A 20,585-nucleotide genomic window follows, 5' to 3' on the forward strand; every position below is an offset into this window, starting at 1 on the left:
TTTGATTGGGGTTATGGCAACAAAATCACCTTGTCACCACTGCCCTGGCTCACCTCGGCATACCGCGCCAGCCCTTCCGCCAACGGAGATTCAAACAAGCCCTCAGGCAACGGCAACAAGCCCTGATCGAAGAACGTGCCGAACTGCTCAAGCATCGCCGCACACGCCTGGACGCCGTACAGCAACGAATTGATCCCCACCACCGAACCGCCCTTGCGATACAGCGCCAGGGCCGGCAATTGCACCAGGCCGTCCACCGGCGCGGCGATGATCGCGATGCGACCGAACGCGGCCAGCGCCGGGACCGAGGCCGGCAGCCAGAAACCGGTGGTGTCGAAGATCACATCGGCACCGCCGGCATACACCACGTTCACCTGAGCGCCGAGGTCCTCGGGTTTATCCAGTTGCAGCGTCTGATACCCCTGGGCCTGCAAATCCTTGACCTGCTCGGGCCGCCGCGCCGCTGCCAATACTTGAGCGCCACGCACCTTGGCCAGCGCCAGCGCCGCAGTGCCAACCGCCCCGCCACCGATCACCAGCAACCGGGTTTCGGCTGTCACCCCACTGCGCTCCAACGCATCCCACGCCGTGGTGTACGGCACACCGAGGCTGGCCGCCTGGGCAAAACTCAGATGAGTCGGCTTTTGCGCCACGCCGTTGGCCGGCAGTTTGACGAATTGTGCGTGCGAGCCATCGGCGAAAAAGCCCAGTTCACGGCCGGTGCCCCAGACTTCCTGACCGATCAGCGCCTGCGGGCCTTCAACGACTACACCGGCGAAATCACGACCGGGAATCCGCGGCAGTGTGGTGTAGGGAAAGCGCCCCAGCACGTTCTTCACATCGCTAGGGTTGAGGCCGGCCGCCTTGATCTGGACCAGCACTTCATCGGCGCCGGGGACGGGGGTGGGCACCTCAACGTAGCGCAGGGCCGAGAGGTCACCGGTCTTGTCGAATTGCAGTGCTTTCATCAGCGTTTCCCTCGAATGAATAAACGGTTCAGGAGATCCAGCCAGTCACCAACTGCCGGCCCATTGGCCACAACTTCTCACCGGCCAACATGCCGAGCAGCCCTACCAGCGCAATGGCCGGCGGTGCGGGGGAACGAAAATCCAGAGCGCCGTAGAGCAGACCGACACCCAGACCGATGACCAATGAGATGAGGTAACTCATGGCGGACTCCGTGGGCAATTAAGGTAGGCCCAGAGTCTAAGGAGTGGCAGCGAAGAGCATCGGCCAAGTGCTTCTGAATATCGGACAAAGCACTTTCAATCCTGGCGTTGGCTCGCCGAAAACTGCGAAGGCGCGACGCCCAGTTCCCGTCGGAACATGTCGCTGAAGCTGCTCGGTGAATAACCCAGCTCCCGGGCAATCGCACTGACCGGCACGCCCTGGATCAACTCCGCCACCGCCGTCGCCAATTGCACCTGGCGCCGCCACTCGGCGAAGCCCATGCCCAGACCGTCCTTGAACAATCGGGCCAGGGTGCGCACGCTGGCACCGGCGTTTTCGGCGTGTTGTTCGAAGGCAATGTCTAGCGATGGCGCGGCCATAACCGCTTGGCACAGGTTCATCAGGCGCCGGTCGGAATCATCCGGCAACGGAATCTTCAGCAGCGAGCGCCTGGCTCGCCTGAGCTCCAGCAGCGCCAGGCCGACCAGCGCTTCGTAATACTCGGGCGCGCCATCGTCGCCCTGCTCCACCAGCCCGACGATCAGCTCACGCAGCAGTCCGCCGACTTCGATCACTTGAACCGTGTCGTCCAGCGTCGCCGCCAATGACGGCCGCAGGTAGATATTGCGCATCTGTAAATCCGAGACCACGCGAATCCCGTGGGGCACACCCGGCGGCAGCCACACCGCTCGTTGCGGCGGCACCACCAGCGCTTCATGGGGCGTCTCGACCCACATCACCCCGCTCATTGCATACAACAATTGCCCCCAGACATGCTCATGCGGCTCGATGTACAAGCCACGCGGATAGGTGCGCGCCAGCGGTTGCACGGGCACATCGGTGTCACTCAGGTCTGGAGGGGCGGCAAGGGCCATGGGCAGCAATCATTGGGGGTTTCAGAGATTGCATGGTAACGGGCCACCGGGCTTGTCGCTACGGGCGGCATCCATCTGACAATTCGACTGAATTTTCCGTAACCCCAACGATCCTTGTATTACCACAGGGAGGAATATGGGCTTTATGAACAACGCAAAACTTTTCGTCATTGAATACACCCTTCATGGCGCGCCCAAGTCTTTCATCATCCGCCTGGACAAGATGGATAACGCGGAGGCTTGGCATTGGGCAAGTTGCGACGCGGGGGTCGGACGAATCCCTCGCTTCGGGCGAGAGAAGGTGCAAAAAACCAGCAAGCCGATGGCGGAGAAGTTCGGCGTGGAAAACGTCAAGTGGCGACCGGCAAATTGAAATGAAAGTGGAGCCCGATCAGGCTCCACCTTTTTTTGGATGAGTGGTCAGGGTTTGGCGCACTTGCAGCCCTTGCTGGCACATTCTTCGCCATGTTCGTGGTGCTTGGCGCAGGCTTCACAGCAATAGTGCTTGCCGTGGCGCGCGATCGGATGTTCGCCCAGTTTGCAGGAGCATTTGGGGCAGTCGCACTTACTTTCACTGTCGATCATGAGCCTGACTCCATTGGTTGTGGTCGTCCGGGTCTGGCAAATGCGACCCGTACCACCAGTGTAGGAGCTTGCGTCAGCCCTGCCGGGTACTGCTGCGATACATGAACAGCAACGCCAACGCGAGACACACCATCGCCAGCATCCGGCTACTCGACAACTCGATCGCCGGGTTGCCCAGCCAACCGAAGTTGTCGATCAACATCCCCATCCCCAGTTGCCCGACGATCACCGCCACCGTCGCCACCGCCGTGCCGACCCGCGGCACCGCGCCAACCATCACCATCATGTAGATCACCCCGAACAGCGCGCCGCTGAGCTGCCATTTCGGCACGTCCAGCAAACTCACGGCATGGGCCGGTTCGAAAAACAGGATCAGCAGCCCGGTGGTCACGGCACCGACCACGAAGGTCAACAAACTGCTGCGCAACACGCCCACCGTTTCGCCCAGACGTCCATTAATCGCCGCCTGGACACTCAACACCGCGCCAGCCGCCACGACCACCGCCAACAAAATAATCAGATTCATCTTCAACCCCGAGCGATCAGAACAAGTGCCGCGACAATCAGCAGCAAGGCCAGCCAACGTTCACCATTGACCTTTTTGCGGGTGGCACCGAACCAGCCGAAATGGTCGATCAACACGCTTTTGCCGACCTGCCCGGAGAGGATCGCGATCATGGTCATGGCAATGCCGATGTGCGGCGTGGCCAAGGTCAGCACGATCACGTACATCGGCCCCAGGAAACCGCCGATCAACTGCCAGCGCGGCAGCTCATTCAAGGCAGGGCCCTGTTGCCTACCGCTGAACAGCAACAGCAAAAACAGAATCGCCGAGCCGACACCGAAGATGCTCAAGGTTGCCCACAAGTGCCCGACCTGAACCCCGAGCGGCCCGAGTAAACCGGCCTCCACGGACAGGCCCATGCCGGCCAGAATCACAAGTGGCAGCAGCAACAGTCGCAGCCCTGGTTGGGTGGCGACAACGCCAACGTCGTCGATTGAAGAAGATTGCATTAGGGGACACCTACCAGTTATCAGATAGAACACGCTCCCACAGGGTTTTGTGTTCTCAGTGGAATAGGTGGGCATTATCGGCTGGCGGTCCTTTGCGATAAATGGGAGCATCCTGACAACACTTTTGCGCAACTCGCACAGCAGGATTCGTCATGCATGGCCTCAACGATCTGGGATTCAAGGCACTTCGGCTGTTTGTAGCGGTGCTGGATCACGGCAGTTTTTCCGAAGTCGCACGCCGCGAGGGCCTGGCACCCTCTTCGATTTCCCGGCAGATCCAATTGATGGAACAGGCCCTCAGCCAGCAATTGCTCTATCGCCACACCCGCGCCGTCTCGCCCACCGAGGCCGGACGCATGCTCGGTCATCACGCGCGGCTGGTGCTGGTGCAACTCGAAGAGACCGAACAGGCCCTGCAGGAACAGCAAAGCGAACCGAGCGGACTGGTGCGGATCAATGCGCCAGTGGTGTTCGGTCAGCGGCACCTGACGCCGTGGCTGGGACAGCTCTGCGAGCGCTACCCGAAACTGCAACTGGATATCCAGCAGACCGACAGTTACGTCGACCCGCTACAGGAAGGCGCCGACCTGCTGTTTCGCATCGGCCCCCTGCACGATTCGAGCATGCAGGCGCGGATTCTGGCGCCCCATCGTTTTCAAGTCGCCGCGAGCCCGGCCTATCTGGAACGTCACGGCACGCCGCAACACCCCGAAGAACTGGCCGCGCATCAGTGCCTGGCCTACAAGGGTGTGACCGGCCAGCAACGCTGGTTTTTTCGCAAGGATCAGCAGGACTGGACGGCCTACTCGGTGAAGGGACCGATCACCGGCAACCACGCCGACACCCTGACCCAAGCCGCCGAACAAGGCTTGGGGCTGGTGATGTTTCCGTCGTGGCTGATTGGTGAGGCGGTGCGCAACGGCACGCTGGTGCCGGTGCTGGGGGCGTATCAGGTGTCCAACAGTCTTGAGCCGCAGCAGATTGCGGTGCTGTGGCCTGGGAGCCGACGGTTGTCGGTGAAGGTGCGGACGGTGATTGATTTCTTCGTGGAATGCTTCGGCACGGTGCCCTACTGGGACAGGCCTTCAATTAACGATTGAACACCACAATCCCTGTGGGAGCGGGCTTGCTCGCGCCCACAGGTTCCGGGGTGTCAGATACGGAACTGGCCGACTAGTTTGCCCAGGCGCTGACCGAGGTCGGCGAGGCTGCGCGACGTCTGGGCGCCGAGTTGGGTTTCGTCGGCAACGCTGTCCACGGCCACGGCGATCTGATGCACGCTGCGGTTGATCTCTTCGGCCACGGCGGTCTGCTCTTCGGCGGCGCTGGCGATCTGCGCGTTCATCGAATTGATGGTGCCGATCAGCTGGGCCATGGTGTCCAGCGATGCCCCCGCTTCGTTGGCCTGAGCCGACGTGCCGTCGCCCGCCTCGCTGGAACGGCGCATCGCTTCCACCGCCGACTGAGTGCCGGCCTGCAAGCGATCGATCATGCCCTGGATTTCCTGGGTGCTGATTTGCGTGCGACTGGCCAGCGCTCGAACCTCGTCGGCGACCACGGCAAAACCACGACCGGCCTCACCGGCACGGGCGGCTTCGATGGCGGCATTGAGGGCCAGCAGGTTGGTTTGCTCGGCAATCGAACGGATCACCCCAAGCACGCTGACAATCGACGACACGTCTTTTTGCAGACTGTCCAGAGACACGCCACTGCTGCGAATGTCGTCCACCAACGCATGAATCTTCACGATGCTGCCGGCCACCACACGCTTGGCAGCCTGGCCTTCTTCGTCGGTCTGCTGGGCAGCCACCGCGGCGTTTTGCGCGCTTTTCGCCACTTCCTGAGCGGTGGCGGACATTTGGTTGATCGCCGTGGCGACCTGATCGGTTTCGTGACGCTGACGCTCCATGGCCTGATCCGAGCGCTGGGCCTGATCGGAGACCTGATTCACCAGCCCGGTCAGTTGCGAGGTCATTTCAGTGATCTGGCGCACCAGGCCGTGGATCTTGTCGACGAAGCGGTTGAACGAGCCGGCCAGTTCGCCGAGTTCGTCCTGGCTGGTGATGGTCAGACGACGCGTCAGGTCGCCCTCGCCCGCCGCGATGTCATCGAGGTTGGCTTTCATCAGGTTCAGCGGACGCAGGATGGTGTTGGCCAGCAGCATCCCGGCGACGGCGATCACCAACAGCACCACGGCGGCAATTCCGACGATGCTCAGCACCACGCCTTGCATACGCTCCTGGACCTTGATTTCGACCAATGCCACTTGGGCTTCGATGCCGTCGAGGTTGACCGAGGTGCCGACCGCCATGTCCCACTTCGGCAGGTATTCGGTGTAGCCGAGCTTGGGCACCAGCACTTGGGTGTTGCCGGGCAGCGGCGAGCTGTATTGCAGGTAGTGCGTGCCGTCCTTGGCGACTTTCACCAGATCACGGTTGACGTAGACGCCGTTCGGATCGCGGTTGTCCTTGAAGCTCTGGCCCACGCCTTCAGGGCTGTTGGCCTTGAACAGGCGCACGGTGTTGGAGTCGTAGCCGAAGAAGTAGCCGTCCTTGCCGTAGGTGATGCTCGACAGCAACTTGACCACTTGGGCCCGCGCCGCGTCATCACCGGGGGCGGCCGCATCGTAGAGCGGTTTGATCGTGGTCATGGCCACCGCGACGTAGCTTTGCAGCGTTGCCTTGGCATCGCTGAGCAGGCGCTGGCGAGTTTCCTCGACTTCCTTGCGGGCCTGCTCCTGCAGAATGAACAACGTGGTCAGGCTGATGACCAGCGCAAAGAGCAACACCGGGAGGACGGCAAGGGACAGGACTTTAGCCTTCAGGCTCATGCGCATGACGGTTCACTCTTTTGATTTTATTGGCGTGGTTAAAGGCTTTAACGGCACGTCAGGACAAAAGTTGAGTGAAGGTCACCCCCAATCAAATGTGGGAGCGAGCCTGCTCGCGAAAGCGGTATGTCAGTCACATCAATGCTGGATGTGCCGCCGCCTTCGCGAGCAGGCTCGCTCCCACAGGGGAATTGTGTTTAGAGGACCATCGCCGCCACCCAGCCGAACGCCAGCAACGGGAGGTTGTAGTGCAGGAAGGTCGGGACCACGGTGTCCCAGATGTGGTGATGCTGGCCGTCGATGTTCAGGCCCGAGGTCGGGCCGAGGGTCGAGTCCGACGCCGGCGAACCGGCATCGCCCAGCGCACCGGCAGTCCCGACGATGCACACGATCGCGATCGGGCTGAAACCCAACTGTACGCACAACGGCACAAAAATCGCGGCCAGGATCGGTACCGTGGAAAACGACGAACCGATGCCCATGGTCACCAACAGTCCAACCAGCAACATCAGCAACGCGCCAATGCCTTTGCTGTGGCCGATCCACGAGGCCGAGGCTTCGACCAGTGTCTGCACCTCACCGGTGGCTTTCATCACTTCGGCGAAACCTGAGGCAGCGATCATGATGAAGCCGATCATCGCCATCATCTTCATGCCTTCGGTGAACAGGTCATCGATTTCACGCCACTTCACGATCCCCGACACCGAAAAAATCAGAAAGCCTGCCAGCGCACCGATGATCATCGAGTCCAGCAACAGCTGAATGATGAACGCCACCGCGATGGCCAGACCGGCGACCATCAGGCTCAGCGGGTTGTACTGCACCGCGACCTGTTCGACCTGCTCGATCTTTTCCAGATCGTAGACACGCTTCTTGCGGTAGCTGACAAACGCTACCGCGAGCCCGACGACCATGCCCAATGCCGGAATCCCCATGGCATGGGTGACGTTGATGCCGCTGATGTCCACACCGCTACGGGCGACGTTGGCCAACAGGATTTCATTAAGGAAGATGTTGCCGAAGCCCACGGGCAAGAACATGTACGGCGTAATCAGGCCGAAGGTCATGACGCAGGCAATCAGTCGGCGGTCCAGTTGCAGCTTGGTCAGCACATATAAAAGCGGCGGCACCAGCAGCGGAATAAAGGCGATATGTATCGGCAGAATGTTCTGCGAAGCGATGGCCACCACCCACAGCAGACCGATCAACAGCCATTTGACCTGTCGGCCACCGCTGGCGTGCTGGCGGTCGACCATCAGCAAGGCTTTGTCTGCCAGCGCGTGCGCGAGGCCGGACTTGGCAATGGCCACTGCGAAAGCGCCGAGCAATGCGTAGGACAATGCGACCGTCGCGCCGCCGCCGAGGCCGCTGTTGAAGGCTTTGAGTGTCGCGTCGATGCCCAGGCCACCGGTCAAACCACCCACCAGGGCGCCCACGATCAGCGCGATCACTACGTGCACGCGGGACAGGCTGAGGATCAGCATGACGCCGACCGCGGCAATTACAGCATTAATCATCGTTACCTCAAGGCAAACGGAAAGAGTCCGGCCGGCAGTCTGCAAAGAGCCGCCAGCGGATTAATGAGTGGGTTTTATTAGAGGGCGCGCACTGTGCCGGACCGCTGCCACCTTGTCAAAGCCAACACGATCACTTGTTGCCGCTGGTGATGCCCTTGTGGGAGTGAGCTTGCTCGCGATGACGGAGTGTCAGTCGACATTTGTGTTGCCTGATCCACCGCTATCGCGAGCAAGCTCGCTCCCACAAGGGCTGCGCCAGCTGCTACAGGTTTGTGTGCCTCGATATTCGTCGAGCGGCATAAAGAATGCCAAATCACGGCCGTTATAGTGCCGAGTCTCAGATATTTATCGAATAAAGGACGTCTCCATGTCGCTCAGACAACTTTCCATTCAATGGAAAATCACCCTGCTGGCCGGATTGTGCCTGGCCGGCATCGTGACCCTGCTGGTGGGTCTTTCGCTGTATCGCATGGAGCACAGCTCCGAGATGGTGAAAGCATCCAGCATGGAGATGCTCACCGAAGCGGCCCAGGCCCGGATCGAATCCCAGGGTGAAAACCAGGCGCTGGGCATTCGCCAGCAGTTCATGGACGCCTATCAATATGGCCACGGCTTTTCGCGTCAGGTGCTGTTCCTGCGCGACCAGGCCGAGAAGCGCTTCCTCGATGCCTTTGACCTGCGTGAAGACCTGACGCGTCAGGTCAAGTCGGCCCTGCAAGCCAACCCGGACCTGCTCGGCCTCTCGCTGGTGTTTGAAGCCAACGCGCTGGACGGCAAGGACGATCTGTTCGCCGGCCAGGCCGAGTTGGGCAGCAACGACAAGGGCCGTTTCGCGCTCTATTGGTCGCAGCCGACACCAGGCAAGGTGACGTCGATGGCGCTACCGGAAAGCGACATGGCCGACACCAGCACCGGCCCCAGCGGTGAACCGGCCAACGCCTGGTTCACCTGCCCGCGCACGACACTCAAGCCCTGCGTGATCGAACCCTACTTCTATGTGATCGACGGCCAGAACGTGCTGATGACCAGCATCGTTTTCCCGCTGATGGTCAACGGCAAAGTCATCGCTTCGCTGTCGGTGGACATCAACCTCAACAGCCTGCAAGCCGTCAGCCAGGGTGCGAGCAAGAAGCTCTATGACGGCCAGACCAACGTCAGCATCATCAGCCCGGTCGGTTTGCTGGCCGGTTACAGCCCGGACGCCAGCAAGCTCAGCCAGCGCCTGGACACCGTGGACAAGGCCAACGGTGCAGAGCTGATCCGCATGCTCGCCACCAGCAGCAAGACCGAAAGCCTGCACAACAATCAACAGCTCAAAGTGCTGTCGCCATTCCAGCCGATTCCCGGTGGCAAGTCCTGGGGCGTGTTGCTCGAGGTGCCGGAGAAGGTCCTGGTCGGCCCCGCTGAAGCGCTGAAAAAACAACTCGATGAAAGCAACACTGCCGGCACCCTGGTCGAACTCGGCCTGGGTGTGCTGGCCGCGTTGATTGGCCTGTTGCTGGTGTGGCTGATGGCCCGCAGCGTGACCAGGCCGATCCTGGGTGTGGCGCACATGCTCGAAGACATTGCCAGCGGCGAAGGCGATCTGACCCGCCGTTTGGCCTACGACAAGCAGGACGAACTCGGCCAATTGGCCGGCTGGTTCAACCGCTTCCTCGACAAGCTGCAACCGACCATCGCCGAGGTCAAACGCTCGGTGCAGGACGCGCGCAGCACGGCGGATCAGTCGTCCGCCATCGCCACGCAGACCAGCGCCGGCATGGAACAGCAGTACCGTCAGGTGGATCAGGTCGCTACCGCTTCTCACGAAATGAGCGCCACCGCTCAAGACGTTGCTCGCAGTGCAGCGCAAGCGGCACAGGCAGCGCGGGATGCGGATCAGGCCACCCGCCGCGGTTTGACCGTGATCGACCGCACCACCGCCAGCATCGACAACCTCGCCGCCGACATGAGCGCGGCGATGGTCCAAGTCGAAGGCCTGGCGGCCAACAGCGAGAAGATCGGTTCGGTGCTGAAAGTGATTCGAGCCATCGCCGAACAGACCAACCTGCTGGCGCTGAACGCCGCCATCGAGGCCGCTCGTGCCGGTGAAGCCGGACGTGGTTTTGCCGTGGTGGCCGATGAAGTGCGCAACCTGGCACGCCGGACCCAGGAGTCTGTCGAAGAAACCCGCCTGGTGATCGAGCAGTTGCAGAGCGGCACTCAGGACGTGGTCGGTTCGATGAACAACAGCCATCGTCAGGCTCAGGGCAGCGTCGAACAGGTGGGTCAGGCGGTGACCGCGCTGCGGCAGATTGGTGAAGCGGTGACGGTGATCAGCGACATGAACTTGCAGATCGCCAGTGCTGCCGAGGAGCAGAGTGCGGTGGCCGAGGAGATCAACAACAACGTGGCGACGATTCGGGATGTGACTGAATCGCTGTCAGGCCAGGCCAATGAATCGGCGCGGGTGAGTCAGTCGCTCAATAGCCTGGCGAATCAGCAGCAGAGTTTGATGGATCAATTCCGCGTTTAACCGGACGCCGATCGTTCCCACGCTCCGCGTGGGAATGCCGCCAGGGACGCTCCGCGTTCCGCTTTGGGATGTGACGCAGAGCGCCACGGGATGCATTCCCACGCGGAGCGTGGGAACGATCATCGACGAGGTAATCCGATCATCACCTTCAACCCGCCCCACTCACTCTCCTCCAGCCGCAACACCCCGCCCCACGTATCGACGATGTCCCGCACAATCCCCAATCCCAACCCATGCCCGTCAGTCTGTTCATCAAGCCTGGTGCCCCGGCTGAACACCTGATCGCGCTGGTTTTCGGGAATCCCCGGCCCATCGTCTTCCACGCTTAACTCAAACCTTTCGGTCGTCTCGACCACGCTCAACCGAACCTCGGCATCCGCCCACTTGCAGGCGTTGTCCAGCAAGTTACCGAGCAGTTCGAGCAAATCCTCTCGATCCCAAGGCAGTTGTAAACCGGCCGGTGCACGGTAGCTGAGATCAAGATGCTCACCATGAATCATGTTCAACGTCGCCAGTAACCCAGGCAATTCAGCATCGCAATCAAACAACGCCCCCGGCAACGCATCGCCGGATAACCGTGCGCGATTGAGTTCGCGATTGAGTCGCTGCTGGACCTGTTCCAGCTGCGCCTGAATCACCTTGCGCAGTTCCGGATGCGCATCGAGCTTCTCGCTTGAGGCCAGGCTCAACAACACCGCCAGCGGGGTTTTCAAGGCGTGGCCGAGGTTGCCCAGCGCATTGCGCGAACGCTTCAGGCTGTCTTCGGTGTGCGCCAGCAAATGGTTGATCTGCGCCACCAGCGGCTCAAGCTCTACCGGCACCTGGTCATCGAGTTGCGAGCGCTGGCCCTGCTGCAACTGGGCGATCTGCTCTCGCGCCTTTTCCAGCGGGCGCAAGGCGCGGCGCACGGTGATCCGTTGCAGCAGCAGAATCAGCAACAACCCCGCCAATCCAAGGCCGAGACCAACCTGTTGCATACGCTGGAAACTCTCGCGCACCGGCGTGTAATCCTGGGCCACGCTGATGGAAATCGATTGGCCCAAGCGCCGATAGTCCGAACGCAGCACCAGCAATTGCTGGCCTTCCGGCCCCAATTGCAGGTTGCTGTGCAGGCCGGCATGGTCGAGGCGCGGCAGTTCCTGATCCCACAGTGAACGGGAACGCCAATGGCTGTCGGCAAAATCGATGCGGAAGTAATGCCCGGAGAACGGTCGCTGATAGGCCGGCGACAGGTGCCGCTCATCCAGCTGCAAACCCTGCGGCCCACGCACCAGCGCCACCAGCAGGCTTTCGCTGTCGTTGCGCAGCCCGGCTTCGAGGTAGCGCTGCAAACCCATTTCGAACAGCCACAGGCTGGTCTGCGCCAGCACCAGGCCGACGATCACCATCACGCTGATCAGCCCCAGGCTCAAGCGGCGCTGGATCGACCTCACTGGGCTTGCCCGCCGAACAGGTAACCCTGGCCGCGACGGGTTTCGATGACGCTGCGCCCGAGTTTGCGCCGCAGGTGGTTGACGTGGACTTCGAGCACGTTGGAGTCGCGCTCGGTTTCACCGTCGTAGAGGTGTTCGGCAAGGTGGCTTTTGGAAAGAATCTGCTCGGGGTGCAGCATGAAATAACGCAGCAGGCGGAATTCAGCGGCAGTGAGCAGGATGTCGGCGCCGTCGCGAGTCACGCATTGACGGCCTTCGTCCAGGTGCAGTCCGGCAGACTTGAGCGTCGGCTGGTTGGCATGCCCATGGGAACGGCGCAACAGCGCCTGGACGCGCAAGTGCAGCTCTTCGGGGTGGAAAGGTTTGGTCAGGTAATCGTCGGCGCCGGCCTTGAGGCCTTCGATCCGTTCGGCCCAGGAATCACGCGCGGTGAGGATCAGCACGGGCGTGGACAGACCACCGGCCCGCCATTGAGTCAGCACCTCGAGCCCGGGCAAACCCGGCAGGCCGAGGTCGAGGATGATCAGGTCATAAGGCTCGCTGCTGCCCTGATACACCGCGTCGCGACCGTCGGCCAGCCAGTCCACGGCGTAACCCTGACGGTTGAGGCCGGCCATCAGTTCGTCGGCCAGCGGCACATGGTCTTCCACCAAAAGCAAACGCATCGATCAATCTTCCTTGTCTTTCAGTAACTGGCCGGTGGTGGCCTCGAGGTCCAGTTCGCGGACCACGCCTTCGGCGGTCAGCAACTCGACTTCATAAACGTAGACGTCGTGTTTCTCTTCAAGCTCGGCTTCCAGCAATTTGGCCCCAGGGTAGCGGTCCAGCGCTTGCTGCAACAGCTGCTCCAGCGGCAGGATCACGCCCTGTTGACGCAGGCGCAGGGCTTCGTCCTGATCCAGGTCGCGGGCCATGACCACCGAGCAAAATGCCAGAAGCGCCAGGGCCATTCGACCTCTGCCGCATAGATTTACCTTCATTACGTATCCTGATGATCCTTGAGAATCTGCCCGCTGACAGCGTCCAATTCCAGGTCCCACTCAATGCCCTGAGGGTCGCGCAACTCCACCTGATAGATGTACTTGCCGTACTCTTCTTCCAGCTCGGTTTCGGTGATCTTGGCGCCGGGATGTTTGGCCAGAGCGGTGGCGTTGAGCTTCTCGAAAGACACAATGGTACCAGCGTCGCGCAGTCTCAGGGCTTCGTCTGGACCGAGGTCGCGAGCGTGGGCGATGCTGGCGGTCATGCCGATGATGGACGCGGTGAACAGGGCAGTGAAGGTTTTCATGGGATATCTCCGGTTTTTTTATGTGTTGCCTACGGAGTGCACCTTAACGGGGCGAACTTAATTGAAACTGAATTGCCATCATTGGTGATGACAACGCGACATCACAGGAATGCACAAAACCCACAGTGGACTGGTGGCGTTGCCTGACCTGTTTATACTCCCCCGCTTGCCAGACATAGAGACCGGTATGACCGCTATCCACATCAAGTTCCCCTCCCTGACCCTCAAGGCCGGCCCTCGCGCCTTGGCGCGCATCCGTGAAAACGGTTTGAGCGCCGCCGATGTCGGCACACTGCCGGGTGCCGCCGGTGGTCCCAAGGCGTTGGGGATTCAAGGTCTGGACCTGGCGTTGTTCGGTGAATGGCTGCCGGCGGCACCGCGGGAGCGCTCGTTGATCGGTGCGTCGGTGGGTTCCTGGCGCTTCGCCAGCGCGTGTCTGCCGGATGCCGCCGAAGGTATCCGCCGCCTCGGTCACCTCTATACCGAGCAGAACTTCGCCAAGGGCGTGACCATGGCGCAGATCAGCCAGAGCTCCCGGCGCATGCTCGATGAGCTGCTTGATGGCCGCGATGCCTCGATTCTGGACAACGCCCATTACCGACTGAACATCATGGTGGTCAAAAGCCACGGCCTGCTGGCGGACGATCATCGCGGCCGACTGGGGTTGGGCCTGTCATCGGTGATCGCCGACAACTTGCGCGGCCGGGCGCGGCTGTCGCGGCATTTCGAGCGGCTGATCATTCACGATCCGCGCCTGGCACCGCCGGTCAATGCATTGAACGATTTCCCCTCGCGCTTCGTTGCACTGAATGCCGGCAACCTGCGCCAGGCCTTGCTCGCATCGGGCTCGATCCCGATGGTGATGGAAGGCGTGCGTGACTTGCCGGGTGCCGGTGCCGGAACTTTTCGCGATGGCGGTCTGCTGGACTATCACCTCGACCTGCCCTACAGCGGCAACGACATCGTGCTCTATCCGCATTTCACCGACCGGGTCATTCCCGGCTGGTTCGACAAAACCCTGCCGTGGCGCCGCGCGTGTCCTGCGCGGTTACAGGATATCTTGCTGCTGGCGCCGTCGAAGGATTACCTGGCGCGCCTGCCTTACGGCAAACTTCCGGACCGCAACGACTTCAAACGCTTCATGGGCGATGCCACGAGCCGACAGAAATACTGGCGCACGACGATGGAAGAAAGCCGTCGCATGGGCGATGAGTTCCTCGAACTGGCGGCCAGCGGTCGCCTCGGGGAGCGCTTGCTGACCCTTTAGTCAGTGTTTTTCCGCAACGCCAAACGCAAACTGTTAAACTCGCCGCCTGCCCACATCGCCGCGGCGATCGCCACCTGACAGAGCTGAAATCACTGTGGAAATTTTCAAAGAGTTCACCTTCGAATCCGCCCACCGCCTGCCCCACGTACCGGAAGGCCACAAGTGCGGCCGCCTGCACGGTCACTCGTTCAAAGTGGCGATCCACCTGAGCGGCGACCTCGATCCGCACACGGGCTGGATCCGTGATTTCTCGGAAATCAAGGCGATCTTCAAGCCGCTCTATGAGCGCCTGGACCATAACTACCTGAATGACATTCCTGGCCTGGAAAACCCGACCAGTGAAGTCCTGGCCAAATTCATCTGGAAAGAATTGAAGCCTCTGCTGCCGGAACTCAGCGCGATCCGCATCCACGAGACGTGCACCAGCGGTTGCATCTATCACGGCGAATAAGCCGATCGATAAAAAAACCACCGAGACCGGTGGTTTTTTTATGCCTGTCGTTTCGCCGTCCTCCCCGGTACAGTCGGACCTCATCCTTGGCCCAAAGGAACCCGCCTGATGTCGCTGCTTATTCGTCCCGCTACGCTTGAGGATATCGCGCAGATCGAGGCCATCGTCGAGGCGGCTTACTCGCCTTACATCGAGCGTATCGGCCGCAAACCCGCACCGATGCTGGATGACTATGCCAGTCAAGTGCTGGCCAGGCGCATCCATGTGCTCGCCCGCGAGCAGACACTCAGCGGCTTTGTGGTGTTGATCGACACGGAAGAGTACTTGCTGCTGGACAACATCGCAGTCAGCCCGGCGGTCAAGGGGCAAGGTTATGGCCGTCAGTTGCTGGACTTCGCCGAACGCCACGCACGCGACGCGGATTACCCATCGATCAGGCTGTACACCAACGAAGCCATGAGCGAAAACATTGCGCTGTACACCCGCCGAGGGTATGTCGAAACCCACCGGGTCGAAGAGAACGGCCTGCGCCGCGTGCACATGAGCAAATCACTGGGCTGAGTGCACTAAAAACCTGTGGGAGCGAGCTTGCTTGCGGTGGCGTCTGTACATTCAACATCAGTTTGACTGCCAGGCCGCCATCGCGAGCAAGCTCGCTCCCACGGTGAACTGCGTTTCGTCAGTGAATTTAAAAACAGCCTTCAACGGCTGTTTTTTTATGCCTATGCTTTTTGGCTCCCACACGCCAAGAGGACACCCCCAATGACTGACTGGCCGCTGCCTCAATCCTACCGCTTCAACGGGCACTCCGTTCGCTACGCCGTACGGGGTGATGGTCCGCCGTTGGTGTTCGTGCATGGCACGCCCTTCTCTTCTTACGTGTGGCACCGGATTGCGCCGCACTTCATCACCACCCATCGGGTGCATTACTTTGATCTGTTGGGGTATGGGCTATCAGAGAAAGTCGAGGGCGATGTGTCGCTGGGTGTGCAGAACGACCTGTTGGCTCACTTGCTCGATCACTGGGGCCTGAAACGGCCAGACGTGGTTGCCCACGACTTCGGCGGCGCCACCGCCCTGCGTGCTCACCTGCTGAACGGCAAGGACTACCGCAGCCTGACGCTGATTGATCCAGTGGCGCTGACGCCCTGGGGTTCGCCGTTTGTGCAGCATGTGCGTCAGCATGAGGCGGCATTCAGTGGCCTGCCCGATTACATTCAGCAAGCGATCGTGCCGACCTATATTCGCGGGGCGATCAAACGTGAAATCCCGGACGACGAACTCGCGCCTTACGTGCAGCCGTGGCTCGGCGATCCGGGGCAAGCGGCGTTCTATCGGCAGATTGCGCAGATGGACGAGCGTTATACCCGTGAGGCCGAAGGGCTGTACCCGACGATTCGGTGTCCGGTGCAGATTCTGTGGGGGGAAGATGATCAGTGGATCCCCATTGAGCGCGGGCAGGCATTGCATCAGATGATTCCGGGGTCGCGATTTCAGGCGATTCCGAATGCCGGGCATCTGGTTCAGGAAGATGCGCCAGAAGCGATTGTCGCGGCACTCCTGCGGTTTCTCCCACAACACAAATCCCCCTGAAAATACCGAATCCACTGTGGGAGCGAGCCTGCTCGCGATGACTGAGTCACATCCGACATTGATGTCGACTGACCCACCGCTATCGTCGGAACGCCGCCCGGAGCCGGCTCGCTCCCACATGGGCTCTGTGTTCCTTCAGGTGCACCTCTTTCGCGCCCTTCCTCAAGCCAAATCCCCCCGCTCGGCTATAAATAACTAAGCCACCCCACGCTTGGCACGACCACTGCAACACGCCCCCGCGTCACTCATTCAGCAAGGAACGCCCCATGACGCAGAACGATCCCGGCAACGACTACCCCCTCAGCGAAGTCCCGATGCATGCCCGTAAAGGCCTGGCCTCAACGGCCATGGTGTTGCTGGGTTTCACCTTTTTTACCGCCACCATGTTTGCCGGCGGCAAGCTCGGTGTGGCGTTCAGTTTCGGCGAGATGATGGCGGTGATTATCGTTGGCAATCTGCTGCTGGGGATCTACGCCGCTGGCCTTGGCTACATCGCCTTCAAGAGCGGCCTGAATTCGGTGCTGATGGGACGCTTTTGTTTTGGTGAAGTGGGCAGCAAGCTCAGCGACCTGATCCTCGGTTTTACCCAGATCGGCTGGTACGCCTGGGGCACGGCCACTGCCGCCGTGGTGCTGGGCAAGTATTTCGAATTGAGCGAGGGCACCGTTCTCGGGCTGATGGTGCTGTTCGGCCTGATGTTTTGCGCGACCGCGTATGTCGGTTATCGCGGTTTGGAGATTCTGTCGTACATCGCCGTACCGGCGATGATGTTGCTGCTGATGCTGTCGATGTGGGTGGCCACGGTGAAGGTCGGCGGCCTCGACGGTTTGCTCGCGGTAGTCCCGACGGGAACACTGGATTGGTCGACCGCGATTACGCTGGTGTTTGGCACCTTTGTCAGCGGCGCAACCCAGGCGACCAACTGGACGCGTTTCTCCCGCTCAGCACGCGTCGCGGTGCTGGCGAGCCTGATCGGTTTCTTCATCGGCAACGGCCTGATGGTGTTGATCGGTGCTTACGGTGCCATCGTTTACCAGCAACCGGATGTGGTCGAAGTGTTGCTGTTGCAAGGCTTCGCCATGGCGGCGATGGCGATGCTGCTGCTCAATATCTGGAGCACCCAGGACAACACGATCTACAACTTCGCCGTCGCCGGTTGCAACCTGCTGCGCACCGGCCGTCGCAAAACCGTAACCCTGGCTGGCGCAGTGATCGGCACGTTGCTGGCGCTGCTCGGCATGTACGACATGCTGGTGCCCTACCTGATTTTGCTGGGCACTGTGATTCCGCCGATTGGCGGCGTGATCATGGCGGACTTCTTCTACCGCTATCGTGGTCAATATCCACGTCTGGCCGATGCTCGATTGCCGGCGTTCAATTGGTCCGGTTTGACCGCCTACGCAGTCGGCACTGTCGCCGCGTTCAGTTCACCGTGGGTCGCGCCGCTGGTAGGGATTGCCGCTGCCGCGCTAACGTATGTATTACTGACCGGCGTGCTGGGTGCCCGTACTGCCAACGCACCATTACAAGATCTATAAAAGGATTCGCCTGATGCACATCATCAACGCCCGCCTGCGCAACCAAGATGGCCTGCATGAGTTGCACCTGGAAAACGGCCTGATCAGCAACATCGCCCGACAGACCGAAGCCCCGACCCTGGGCCCCGATGATCTCGACGCTGGCGGCAACCTGGTGGTGCCGCCCTTCGTCGAGCCGCACATTCACCTCGACGCGACGCTCACCGCTGGCGAGCCACGCTGGAACATGAGCGGCACCCTGTTCGAAGGCATCGAATGCTGGGGCGAGCGCAAGGTGACCATCACCGAAGAGGACACCAAGACCCGCGCCAAGAAAACCATCCAGACCCTAGCCGCCCACGGCATCCAGCACGTGCGCACCCACGTCGACGTCACCGACCCGCAGCTCACCGCGCTCAAGGCGATGCTCGAAGTGCGCGAGGAAAGCCGTCACCTGATCGACATGCAGATCGTTGCGTTCCCGCAGGAAGGCATCGAGTCGTACCGCAACGGTCGCGAGCTGATGGAAGAAGCGATCCGCATGGGCGCCGATGTGGTCGGCGGCATTCCGCATTTCGAGTACACCCGCGATCAAGGCGTGAGCTCAGTGAAATTCCTGATGGATCTGGCCGAGCGCACCGGATGCCTGGTGGACGTGCATTGCGATGAAACCGACGACCCGCACTCACGCTTTCTAGAGGTGCTGGCCGAAGAAGCCCGCAGCCGCGACATGGGCTCGCGAGTGACCGCCAGCCACACCACGGCCATGGGCTCTTATGACAACGCTTACTGCGCCAAATTGTTCCGTCTGCTCGGGCATTCGGGGATCAGTTTTGTCTCCTGCCCCACCGAAAGCATTCACCTGCAAGGACGTTTCGACAACTTCCCGAAACGCCGTGGCGTGACCCGTGTCAATGAGCTGCTGGAAGCCGGGATGAACGTGTGTTTCGGCCAGGACTCGATCGTCGACCCGTGGTATCCGCTGGGCAACGGCAATATCTTGCGCGTGCTCGAAGCCGGCTTGCATATCTGCCACATGCTCGGTTACCGCAACCTGCAAAGCGCACTGGACCTGGTCACCGACAACAGCGCCAAGGCCATGAACCTGGGTGATCGTTACGGACTGGAACGCGGGCGGCCGGCGAATTTGCTGATTCTGTCGGCGGACAGCGATTACGAGGTGATCCGCAGCCAGGGCCTGCCACTGTATTCGGTGCGCGATGGCAAGGTGTTGATGAAGCGGCAGATGCCGGTGGTGGAATTCTTCGGCGATCAGAGCTGAACTTTGCGCTGGCTGGGCTGACGCCTTCGCGAGCAGGCTCGCTCCCACATTGGATCTGTGTCGTTCACAAATCCCCTGTGGGAGCGAGCCTGCTCGCGAAGGCAATCTTGAATTCAATCCATTAATCGAGCCGTACCAAACAGACTGACCCGACTCAACTCCCCCGACTCTTCTTCTAGAAGAATCGGCGCCGTACCACCGGGCATGACCACTTTCACCTCCCCGGCGCTGACCCAACCCACCCGCCACGCCGCGCAAGCCACCGCACTGGCGCTGGTGCCCGACGACGCCGTCGGCCCTTCTCCACGCTCAAACACCCGCGCAACCACTCGCCCCTCGGATTCAAGCATCGCCCATTGCAGATTCACGCCAGCAGCACACGGCTCCCCTGCTCCGGTCGGCATGGCGTAAGCGATACGCGTCAACCCTTCGGACAATCGCGGTTCGCGCATCTGCTCATTGCTCGGCAATGCATCGGCGCTTTGTAAAAGCGTCACACAATGTGGATTGCCGATGCGCACAAACTGGCTTCGAGACCAGGCGGGGTCGAGCGCCGACAACGGCTGCACATGGCTGACATCGCGACCGTTCAACAGCACGCTTTCAACCCTTTTAGCCCCCACCGCGTCCGGCCCGAACGAGGGTTTTCCCAAATCCAGCCAGAAGCCTTTCACACCCTCGACCTCGGCCGGTTTCACCGAAGTGTCCACAGGCGAAACCGCATCAGCCTTGTCGTGATGAACCCTGAGCAAACAAACCTCGTCCCTCGGCAGCAGCCCTTGCTCACTCAGGGCCTGAGAGAAAATCGTCAGCCCGTTGCCACTGCGCTCGGCGAGCGTGCCGTCGGTGTTGACGATCAGCAGGTCAAACGGTGGCGAGTCTTGAAACGGCCCGATCAGCAAGCCATCGCAGCGATGCGACTTGGCATTGGCGGGACGCGTATGCGACGGCCATTCGCAGAATGCATCCACCGCTTGCCGACTCCAGACCGCCCGGGACGACACGGCCTGCCCGGCCGTTGTCGGCAAGTCGACACCGGCGCGACGCACCGCTGCGGGAGACACCACACCATAAATATTGCCGCGTGCATCGTAGAACTGCGCCATTACCGGTCCTTTTTTATCTCTTGGGGCGGCGCCCACTCTAATGCTTCAGCAGGCCTGCAATCACGCTGCAAGCCTGAAAAAGCACTCTTTCCAGGGAGAAAGTGATAGCACTTCGCCAAGAAACATCTTGTATCAACACCAC

At 60.9% G+C, this 20,585-nt stretch carries 22 protein-coding genes and 1 pseudogene; 9 read left to right on the top strand and 14 right to left on the bottom strand.

The annotated features are described in order from the left end of the window. Positions 1-11: 11 nt before the first annotated feature. The 3 genes from ACMXYJ_RS24315 to ACMXYJ_RS24325 form a co-directional block, all read right to left on the bottom strand. A complete protein-coding gene (locus ACMXYJ_RS24315) occupies positions 12-968 on the bottom strand; it encodes a quinone oxidoreductase family protein (RefSeq protein ID WP_415757244.1) in 957 nt (318 codons plus the stop codon). Between the two features lie 28 nt (positions 969-996). Beyond that, complete coding sequence (locus ACMXYJ_RS24320; RefSeq protein ID WP_008035179.1) at positions 997-1,170, bottom strand: DUF1427 family protein; 174 nt, start codon at positions 1,168-1,170, stop codon at positions 997-999. A gap of 95 nt (positions 1,171-1,265) precedes the next feature. Then, the gene (locus tag ACMXYJ_RS24325) at positions 1,266-2,045 is read right to left on the bottom strand and encodes an AraC family transcriptional regulator (protein WP_134099418.1); all 780 of its coding nucleotides are present in this window, start codon (positions 2,043-2,045) and stop codon (positions 1,266-1,268) included. A 145-nt stretch (positions 2,046-2,190) separates the two neighbouring features. On the opposite strand from ACMXYJ_RS24325, the gene ACMXYJ_RS24330 reads away from it, so the two are divergent. Next, entirely contained in the window at positions 2,191-2,418 is a 228-nt protein-coding gene (locus ACMXYJ_RS24330) for a DUF6555 family protein (RefSeq protein ID WP_008152143.1), read from the top strand. A gap of 47 nt (positions 2,419-2,465) precedes the next feature. Here the strand turns inward: ACMXYJ_RS24330 and ACMXYJ_RS24335 are convergent, their stop codons facing one another. The 3 genes from ACMXYJ_RS24335 to ACMXYJ_RS24345 form a co-directional block, all read right to left on the bottom strand. Then, positions 2,466-2,630: a metallothionein gene (locus tag ACMXYJ_RS24335; RefSeq protein WP_415757245.1), complete on the bottom strand. Its 165-nt coding sequence runs from the start codon at positions 2,628-2,630 to the stop codon at positions 2,466-2,468. A 73-nt stretch (positions 2,631-2,703) separates the two neighbouring features. Next, positions 2,704-3,156 (bottom strand): DMT family transporter, encoded by a 453-nt coding sequence (locus tag ACMXYJ_RS24340; RefSeq protein ID WP_415757246.1) that lies wholly within the window; start codon positions 3,154-3,156, stop codon positions 2,704-2,706. A 2-nt stretch (positions 3,157-3,158) separates the two neighbouring features. Continuing rightward, complete coding sequence (locus ACMXYJ_RS24345) at positions 3,159-3,644, bottom strand: DMT family transporter (RefSeq protein ID WP_415757247.1); 486 nt, start codon at positions 3,642-3,644, stop codon at positions 3,159-3,161. Between the two features lie 152 nt (positions 3,645-3,796). On the opposite strand from ACMXYJ_RS24345, the gene ACMXYJ_RS24350 reads away from it, so the two are divergent. Then, complete coding sequence (locus ACMXYJ_RS24350) at positions 3,797-4,744, top strand: LysR family transcriptional regulator (protein ID WP_415757248.1); 948 nt, start codon at positions 3,797-3,799, stop codon at positions 4,742-4,744. Between the two features lie 53 nt (positions 4,745-4,797). Here ACMXYJ_RS24350 and ACMXYJ_RS24355 read toward each other — a convergent pair whose 3' ends face one another. The 3 genes and pseudogenes from ACMXYJ_RS24355 to ACMXYJ_RS24365 all read right to left on the bottom strand — a co-directional run bounded on the left by ACMXYJ_RS24355 (position 4,798) and on the right by ACMXYJ_RS24365 (position 7,988). Further along, positions 4,798-5,619: a methyl-accepting chemotaxis protein gene (locus ACMXYJ_RS24355; protein WP_415760798.1), complete on the bottom strand. Its 822-nt coding sequence runs from the start codon at positions 5,617-5,619 to the stop codon at positions 4,798-4,800. Positions 5,620-5,703: 84 nt separating this feature from the next. Beyond that, positions 5,704-6,480 (bottom strand): annotated as a pseudogene (locus tag ACMXYJ_RS24360) (cache domain-containing protein); the annotation flags it as partial. Between the two features lie 191 nt (positions 6,481-6,671). After that, complete coding sequence (locus ACMXYJ_RS24365) at positions 6,672-7,988, bottom strand: Na+/H+ antiporter family protein (protein WP_415760799.1); 1,317 nt, start codon at positions 7,986-7,988, stop codon at positions 6,672-6,674. A gap of 370 nt (positions 7,989-8,358) precedes the next feature. Here ACMXYJ_RS24365 and ACMXYJ_RS24370 point away from each other — a divergent pair, with 370 nt between their 5' ends. After that, entirely contained in the window at positions 8,359-10,506 is a 2,148-nt protein-coding gene (locus ACMXYJ_RS24370; RefSeq protein WP_415757249.1) for a methyl-accepting chemotaxis protein, read from the top strand. 119 nt (positions 10,507-10,625) lie between these two features. Here ACMXYJ_RS24370 and ACMXYJ_RS24375 read toward each other — a convergent pair whose 3' ends face one another. The 4 genes from ACMXYJ_RS24375 to ACMXYJ_RS24390 are packed head-to-tail and all read right to left on the bottom strand — an operon-like array spanning position 10,626 to position 13,227. Continuing rightward, positions 10,626-11,939: a sensor histidine kinase gene (locus tag ACMXYJ_RS24375; RefSeq protein ID WP_415757250.1), complete on the bottom strand. Its 1,314-nt coding sequence runs from the start codon at positions 11,937-11,939 to the stop codon at positions 10,626-10,628. Further along, positions 11,936-12,604, bottom strand: a complete 669-nt coding sequence (locus tag ACMXYJ_RS24380) for a response regulator transcription factor (protein WP_415757251.1) — start codon at positions 12,602-12,604, stop codon at positions 11,936-11,938. The genes ACMXYJ_RS24375 and ACMXYJ_RS24380 overlap by 4 nt, the downstream gene beginning before the upstream one ends. Before the next feature lie 3 nt (positions 12,605-12,607). Next, on the bottom strand, positions 12,608-12,919 hold the full coding sequence (locus ACMXYJ_RS24385; RefSeq protein WP_415757252.1) for a PepSY domain-containing protein: 312 nt from the start codon (positions 12,917-12,919) through the stop codon (positions 12,608-12,610). Beyond that, positions 12,919-13,227: a PepSY domain-containing protein gene (locus ACMXYJ_RS24390; protein ID WP_415757253.1), complete on the bottom strand. Its 309-nt coding sequence runs from the start codon at positions 13,225-13,227 to the stop codon at positions 12,919-12,921. The genes ACMXYJ_RS24385 and ACMXYJ_RS24390 overlap by 1 nt, the downstream gene beginning before the upstream one ends. A 187-nt stretch (positions 13,228-13,414) precedes the next feature. Here ACMXYJ_RS24390 and ACMXYJ_RS24395 point away from each other — a divergent pair, with 187 nt between their 5' ends. The 6 genes from ACMXYJ_RS24395 (at position 13,415) to codA (ending at position 19,337) form a co-directional block, all read left to right on the top strand. Further along, a complete protein-coding gene (locus tag ACMXYJ_RS24395) occupies positions 13,415-14,494 on the top strand; it encodes a patatin-like phospholipase family protein (RefSeq protein WP_415757254.1) in 1,080 nt (359 codons plus the stop codon). A gap of 94 nt (positions 14,495-14,588) precedes the next feature. Next, entirely contained in the window at positions 14,589-14,945 is a 357-nt protein-coding gene (gene queD / locus ACMXYJ_RS24400) for a 6-carboxytetrahydropterin synthase QueD (protein ID WP_008152165.1), read from the top strand. 108 nt (positions 14,946-15,053) lie between these two features. Then, on the top strand, positions 15,054-15,506 hold the full coding sequence (locus ACMXYJ_RS24405; protein ID WP_415757255.1) for a GNAT family N-acetyltransferase: 453 nt from the start codon (positions 15,054-15,056) through the stop codon (positions 15,504-15,506). Positions 15,507-15,707: 201 nt separating this feature from the next. Next, the gene (locus tag ACMXYJ_RS24410; protein WP_415757256.1) at positions 15,708-16,538 is read left to right on the top strand and encodes an alpha/beta fold hydrolase; all 831 of its coding nucleotides are present in this window, start codon (positions 15,708-15,710) and stop codon (positions 16,536-16,538) included. A gap of 266 nt (positions 16,539-16,804) precedes the next feature. Further along, positions 16,805-18,076, top strand: coding sequence for a cytosine permease (gene codB / locus ACMXYJ_RS24415; RefSeq protein ID WP_415757257.1), 1,272 nt, complete (start codon positions 16,805-16,807; stop codon positions 18,074-18,076). Between the two features lie 13 nt (positions 18,077-18,089). Further along, positions 18,090-19,337 carry a cytosine deaminase gene (gene codA / locus ACMXYJ_RS24420; protein WP_123368400.1) on the top strand — a complete coding sequence of 416 codons (1,248 nt, stop codon included), beginning with the start codon at positions 18,090-18,092 and terminating at the stop codon, positions 19,335-19,337. A 113-nt stretch (positions 19,338-19,450) separates the two neighbouring features. Here the strand turns inward: codA and ACMXYJ_RS24425 are convergent, their stop codons facing one another. Next, positions 19,451-20,443: a diaminopimelate epimerase gene (locus ACMXYJ_RS24425; protein ID WP_415757258.1), complete on the bottom strand. Its 993-nt coding sequence runs from the start codon at positions 20,441-20,443 to the stop codon at positions 19,451-19,453. Positions 20,444-20,585 lie beyond the last annotated feature (142 nt).

Origin of the sequence: Pseudomonas arabinosi (assembly GCF_047758675.1) — a bacterium.
GTDB classification, from domain to species: Bacteria; Pseudomonadota; Gammaproteobacteria; order Pseudomonadales; family Pseudomonadaceae; genus Aquipseudomonas; species Aquipseudomonas arabinosi.

Coding starts and splice junctions, on each gene's coding strand:
- ACMXYJ_RS24315 (WP_415757244.1), bottom strand. CDS start 968: ATGAAAGCACTGCAATTCGACAAGACCGGTGACCTCTCGGCCCTGCGC.
- ACMXYJ_RS24320 (WP_008035179.1), bottom strand. CDS start 1,170: ATGAGTTACCTCATCTCATTGGTCATCGGTCTGGGTGTCGGTCTGCTC.
- ACMXYJ_RS24325 (WP_134099418.1), bottom strand. CDS start 2,045: ATGGCCCTTGCCGCCCCTCCAGACCTGAGTGACACCGATGTGCCCGTG.
- ACMXYJ_RS24330 (WP_008152143.1), top strand. CDS start 2,191: ATGAACAACGCAAAACTTTTCGTCATTGAATACACCCTTCATGGCGCG.
- ACMXYJ_RS24335 (WP_415757245.1), bottom strand. CDS start 2,630: ATGATCGACAGTGAAAGTAAGTGCGACTGCCCCAAATGCTCCTGCAAA.
- ACMXYJ_RS24340 (WP_415757246.1), bottom strand. CDS start 3,156: ATGAATCTGATTATTTTGTTGGCGGTGGTCGTGGCGGCTGGCGCGGTG.
- ACMXYJ_RS24345 (WP_415757247.1), bottom strand. CDS start 3,644: ATGCAATCTTCTTCAATCGACGACGTTGGCGTTGTCGCCACCCAACCA.
- ACMXYJ_RS24350 (WP_415757248.1), top strand. CDS start 3,797: ATGCATGGCCTCAACGATCTGGGATTCAAGGCACTTCGGCTGTTTGTA.
- ACMXYJ_RS24355 (WP_415760798.1), bottom strand. CDS start 5,619: ATGACCTCGCAACTGACCGGGCTGGTGAATCAGGTCTCCGATCAGGCC.
- ACMXYJ_RS24370 (WP_415757249.1), top strand. CDS start 8,359: ATGTCGCTCAGACAACTTTCCATTCAATGGAAAATCACCCTGCTGGCC.
- ACMXYJ_RS24380 (WP_415757251.1), bottom strand. CDS start 12,604: ATGCGTTTGCTTTTGGTGGAAGACCATGTGCCGCTGGCCGACGAACTG.
- ACMXYJ_RS24385 (WP_415757252.1), bottom strand. CDS start 12,919: ATGAAGGTAAATCTATGCGGCAGAGGTCGAATGGCCCTGGCGCTTCTG.
- ACMXYJ_RS24390 (WP_415757253.1), bottom strand. CDS start 13,227: ATGAAAACCTTCACTGCCCTGTTCACCGCGTCCATCATCGGCATGACC.
- ACMXYJ_RS24395 (WP_415757254.1), top strand. CDS start 13,415: ATGACCGCTATCCACATCAAGTTCCCCTCCCTGACCCTCAAGGCCGGC.
- ACMXYJ_RS24405 (WP_415757255.1), top strand. CDS start 15,054: ATGTCGCTGCTTATTCGTCCCGCTACGCTTGAGGATATCGCGCAGATC.
- ACMXYJ_RS24410 (WP_415757256.1), top strand. CDS start 15,708: ATGACTGACTGGCCGCTGCCTCAATCCTACCGCTTCAACGGGCACTCC.
- codB (WP_415757257.1), top strand. CDS start 16,805: ATGACGCAGAACGATCCCGGCAACGACTACCCCCTCAGCGAAGTCCCG.
- codA (WP_123368400.1), top strand. CDS start 18,090: ATGCACATCATCAACGCCCGCCTGCGCAACCAAGATGGCCTGCATGAG.
- ACMXYJ_RS24425 (WP_415757258.1), bottom strand. CDS start 20,443: ATGGCGCAGTTCTACGATGCACGCGGCAATATTTATGGTGTGGTGTCT.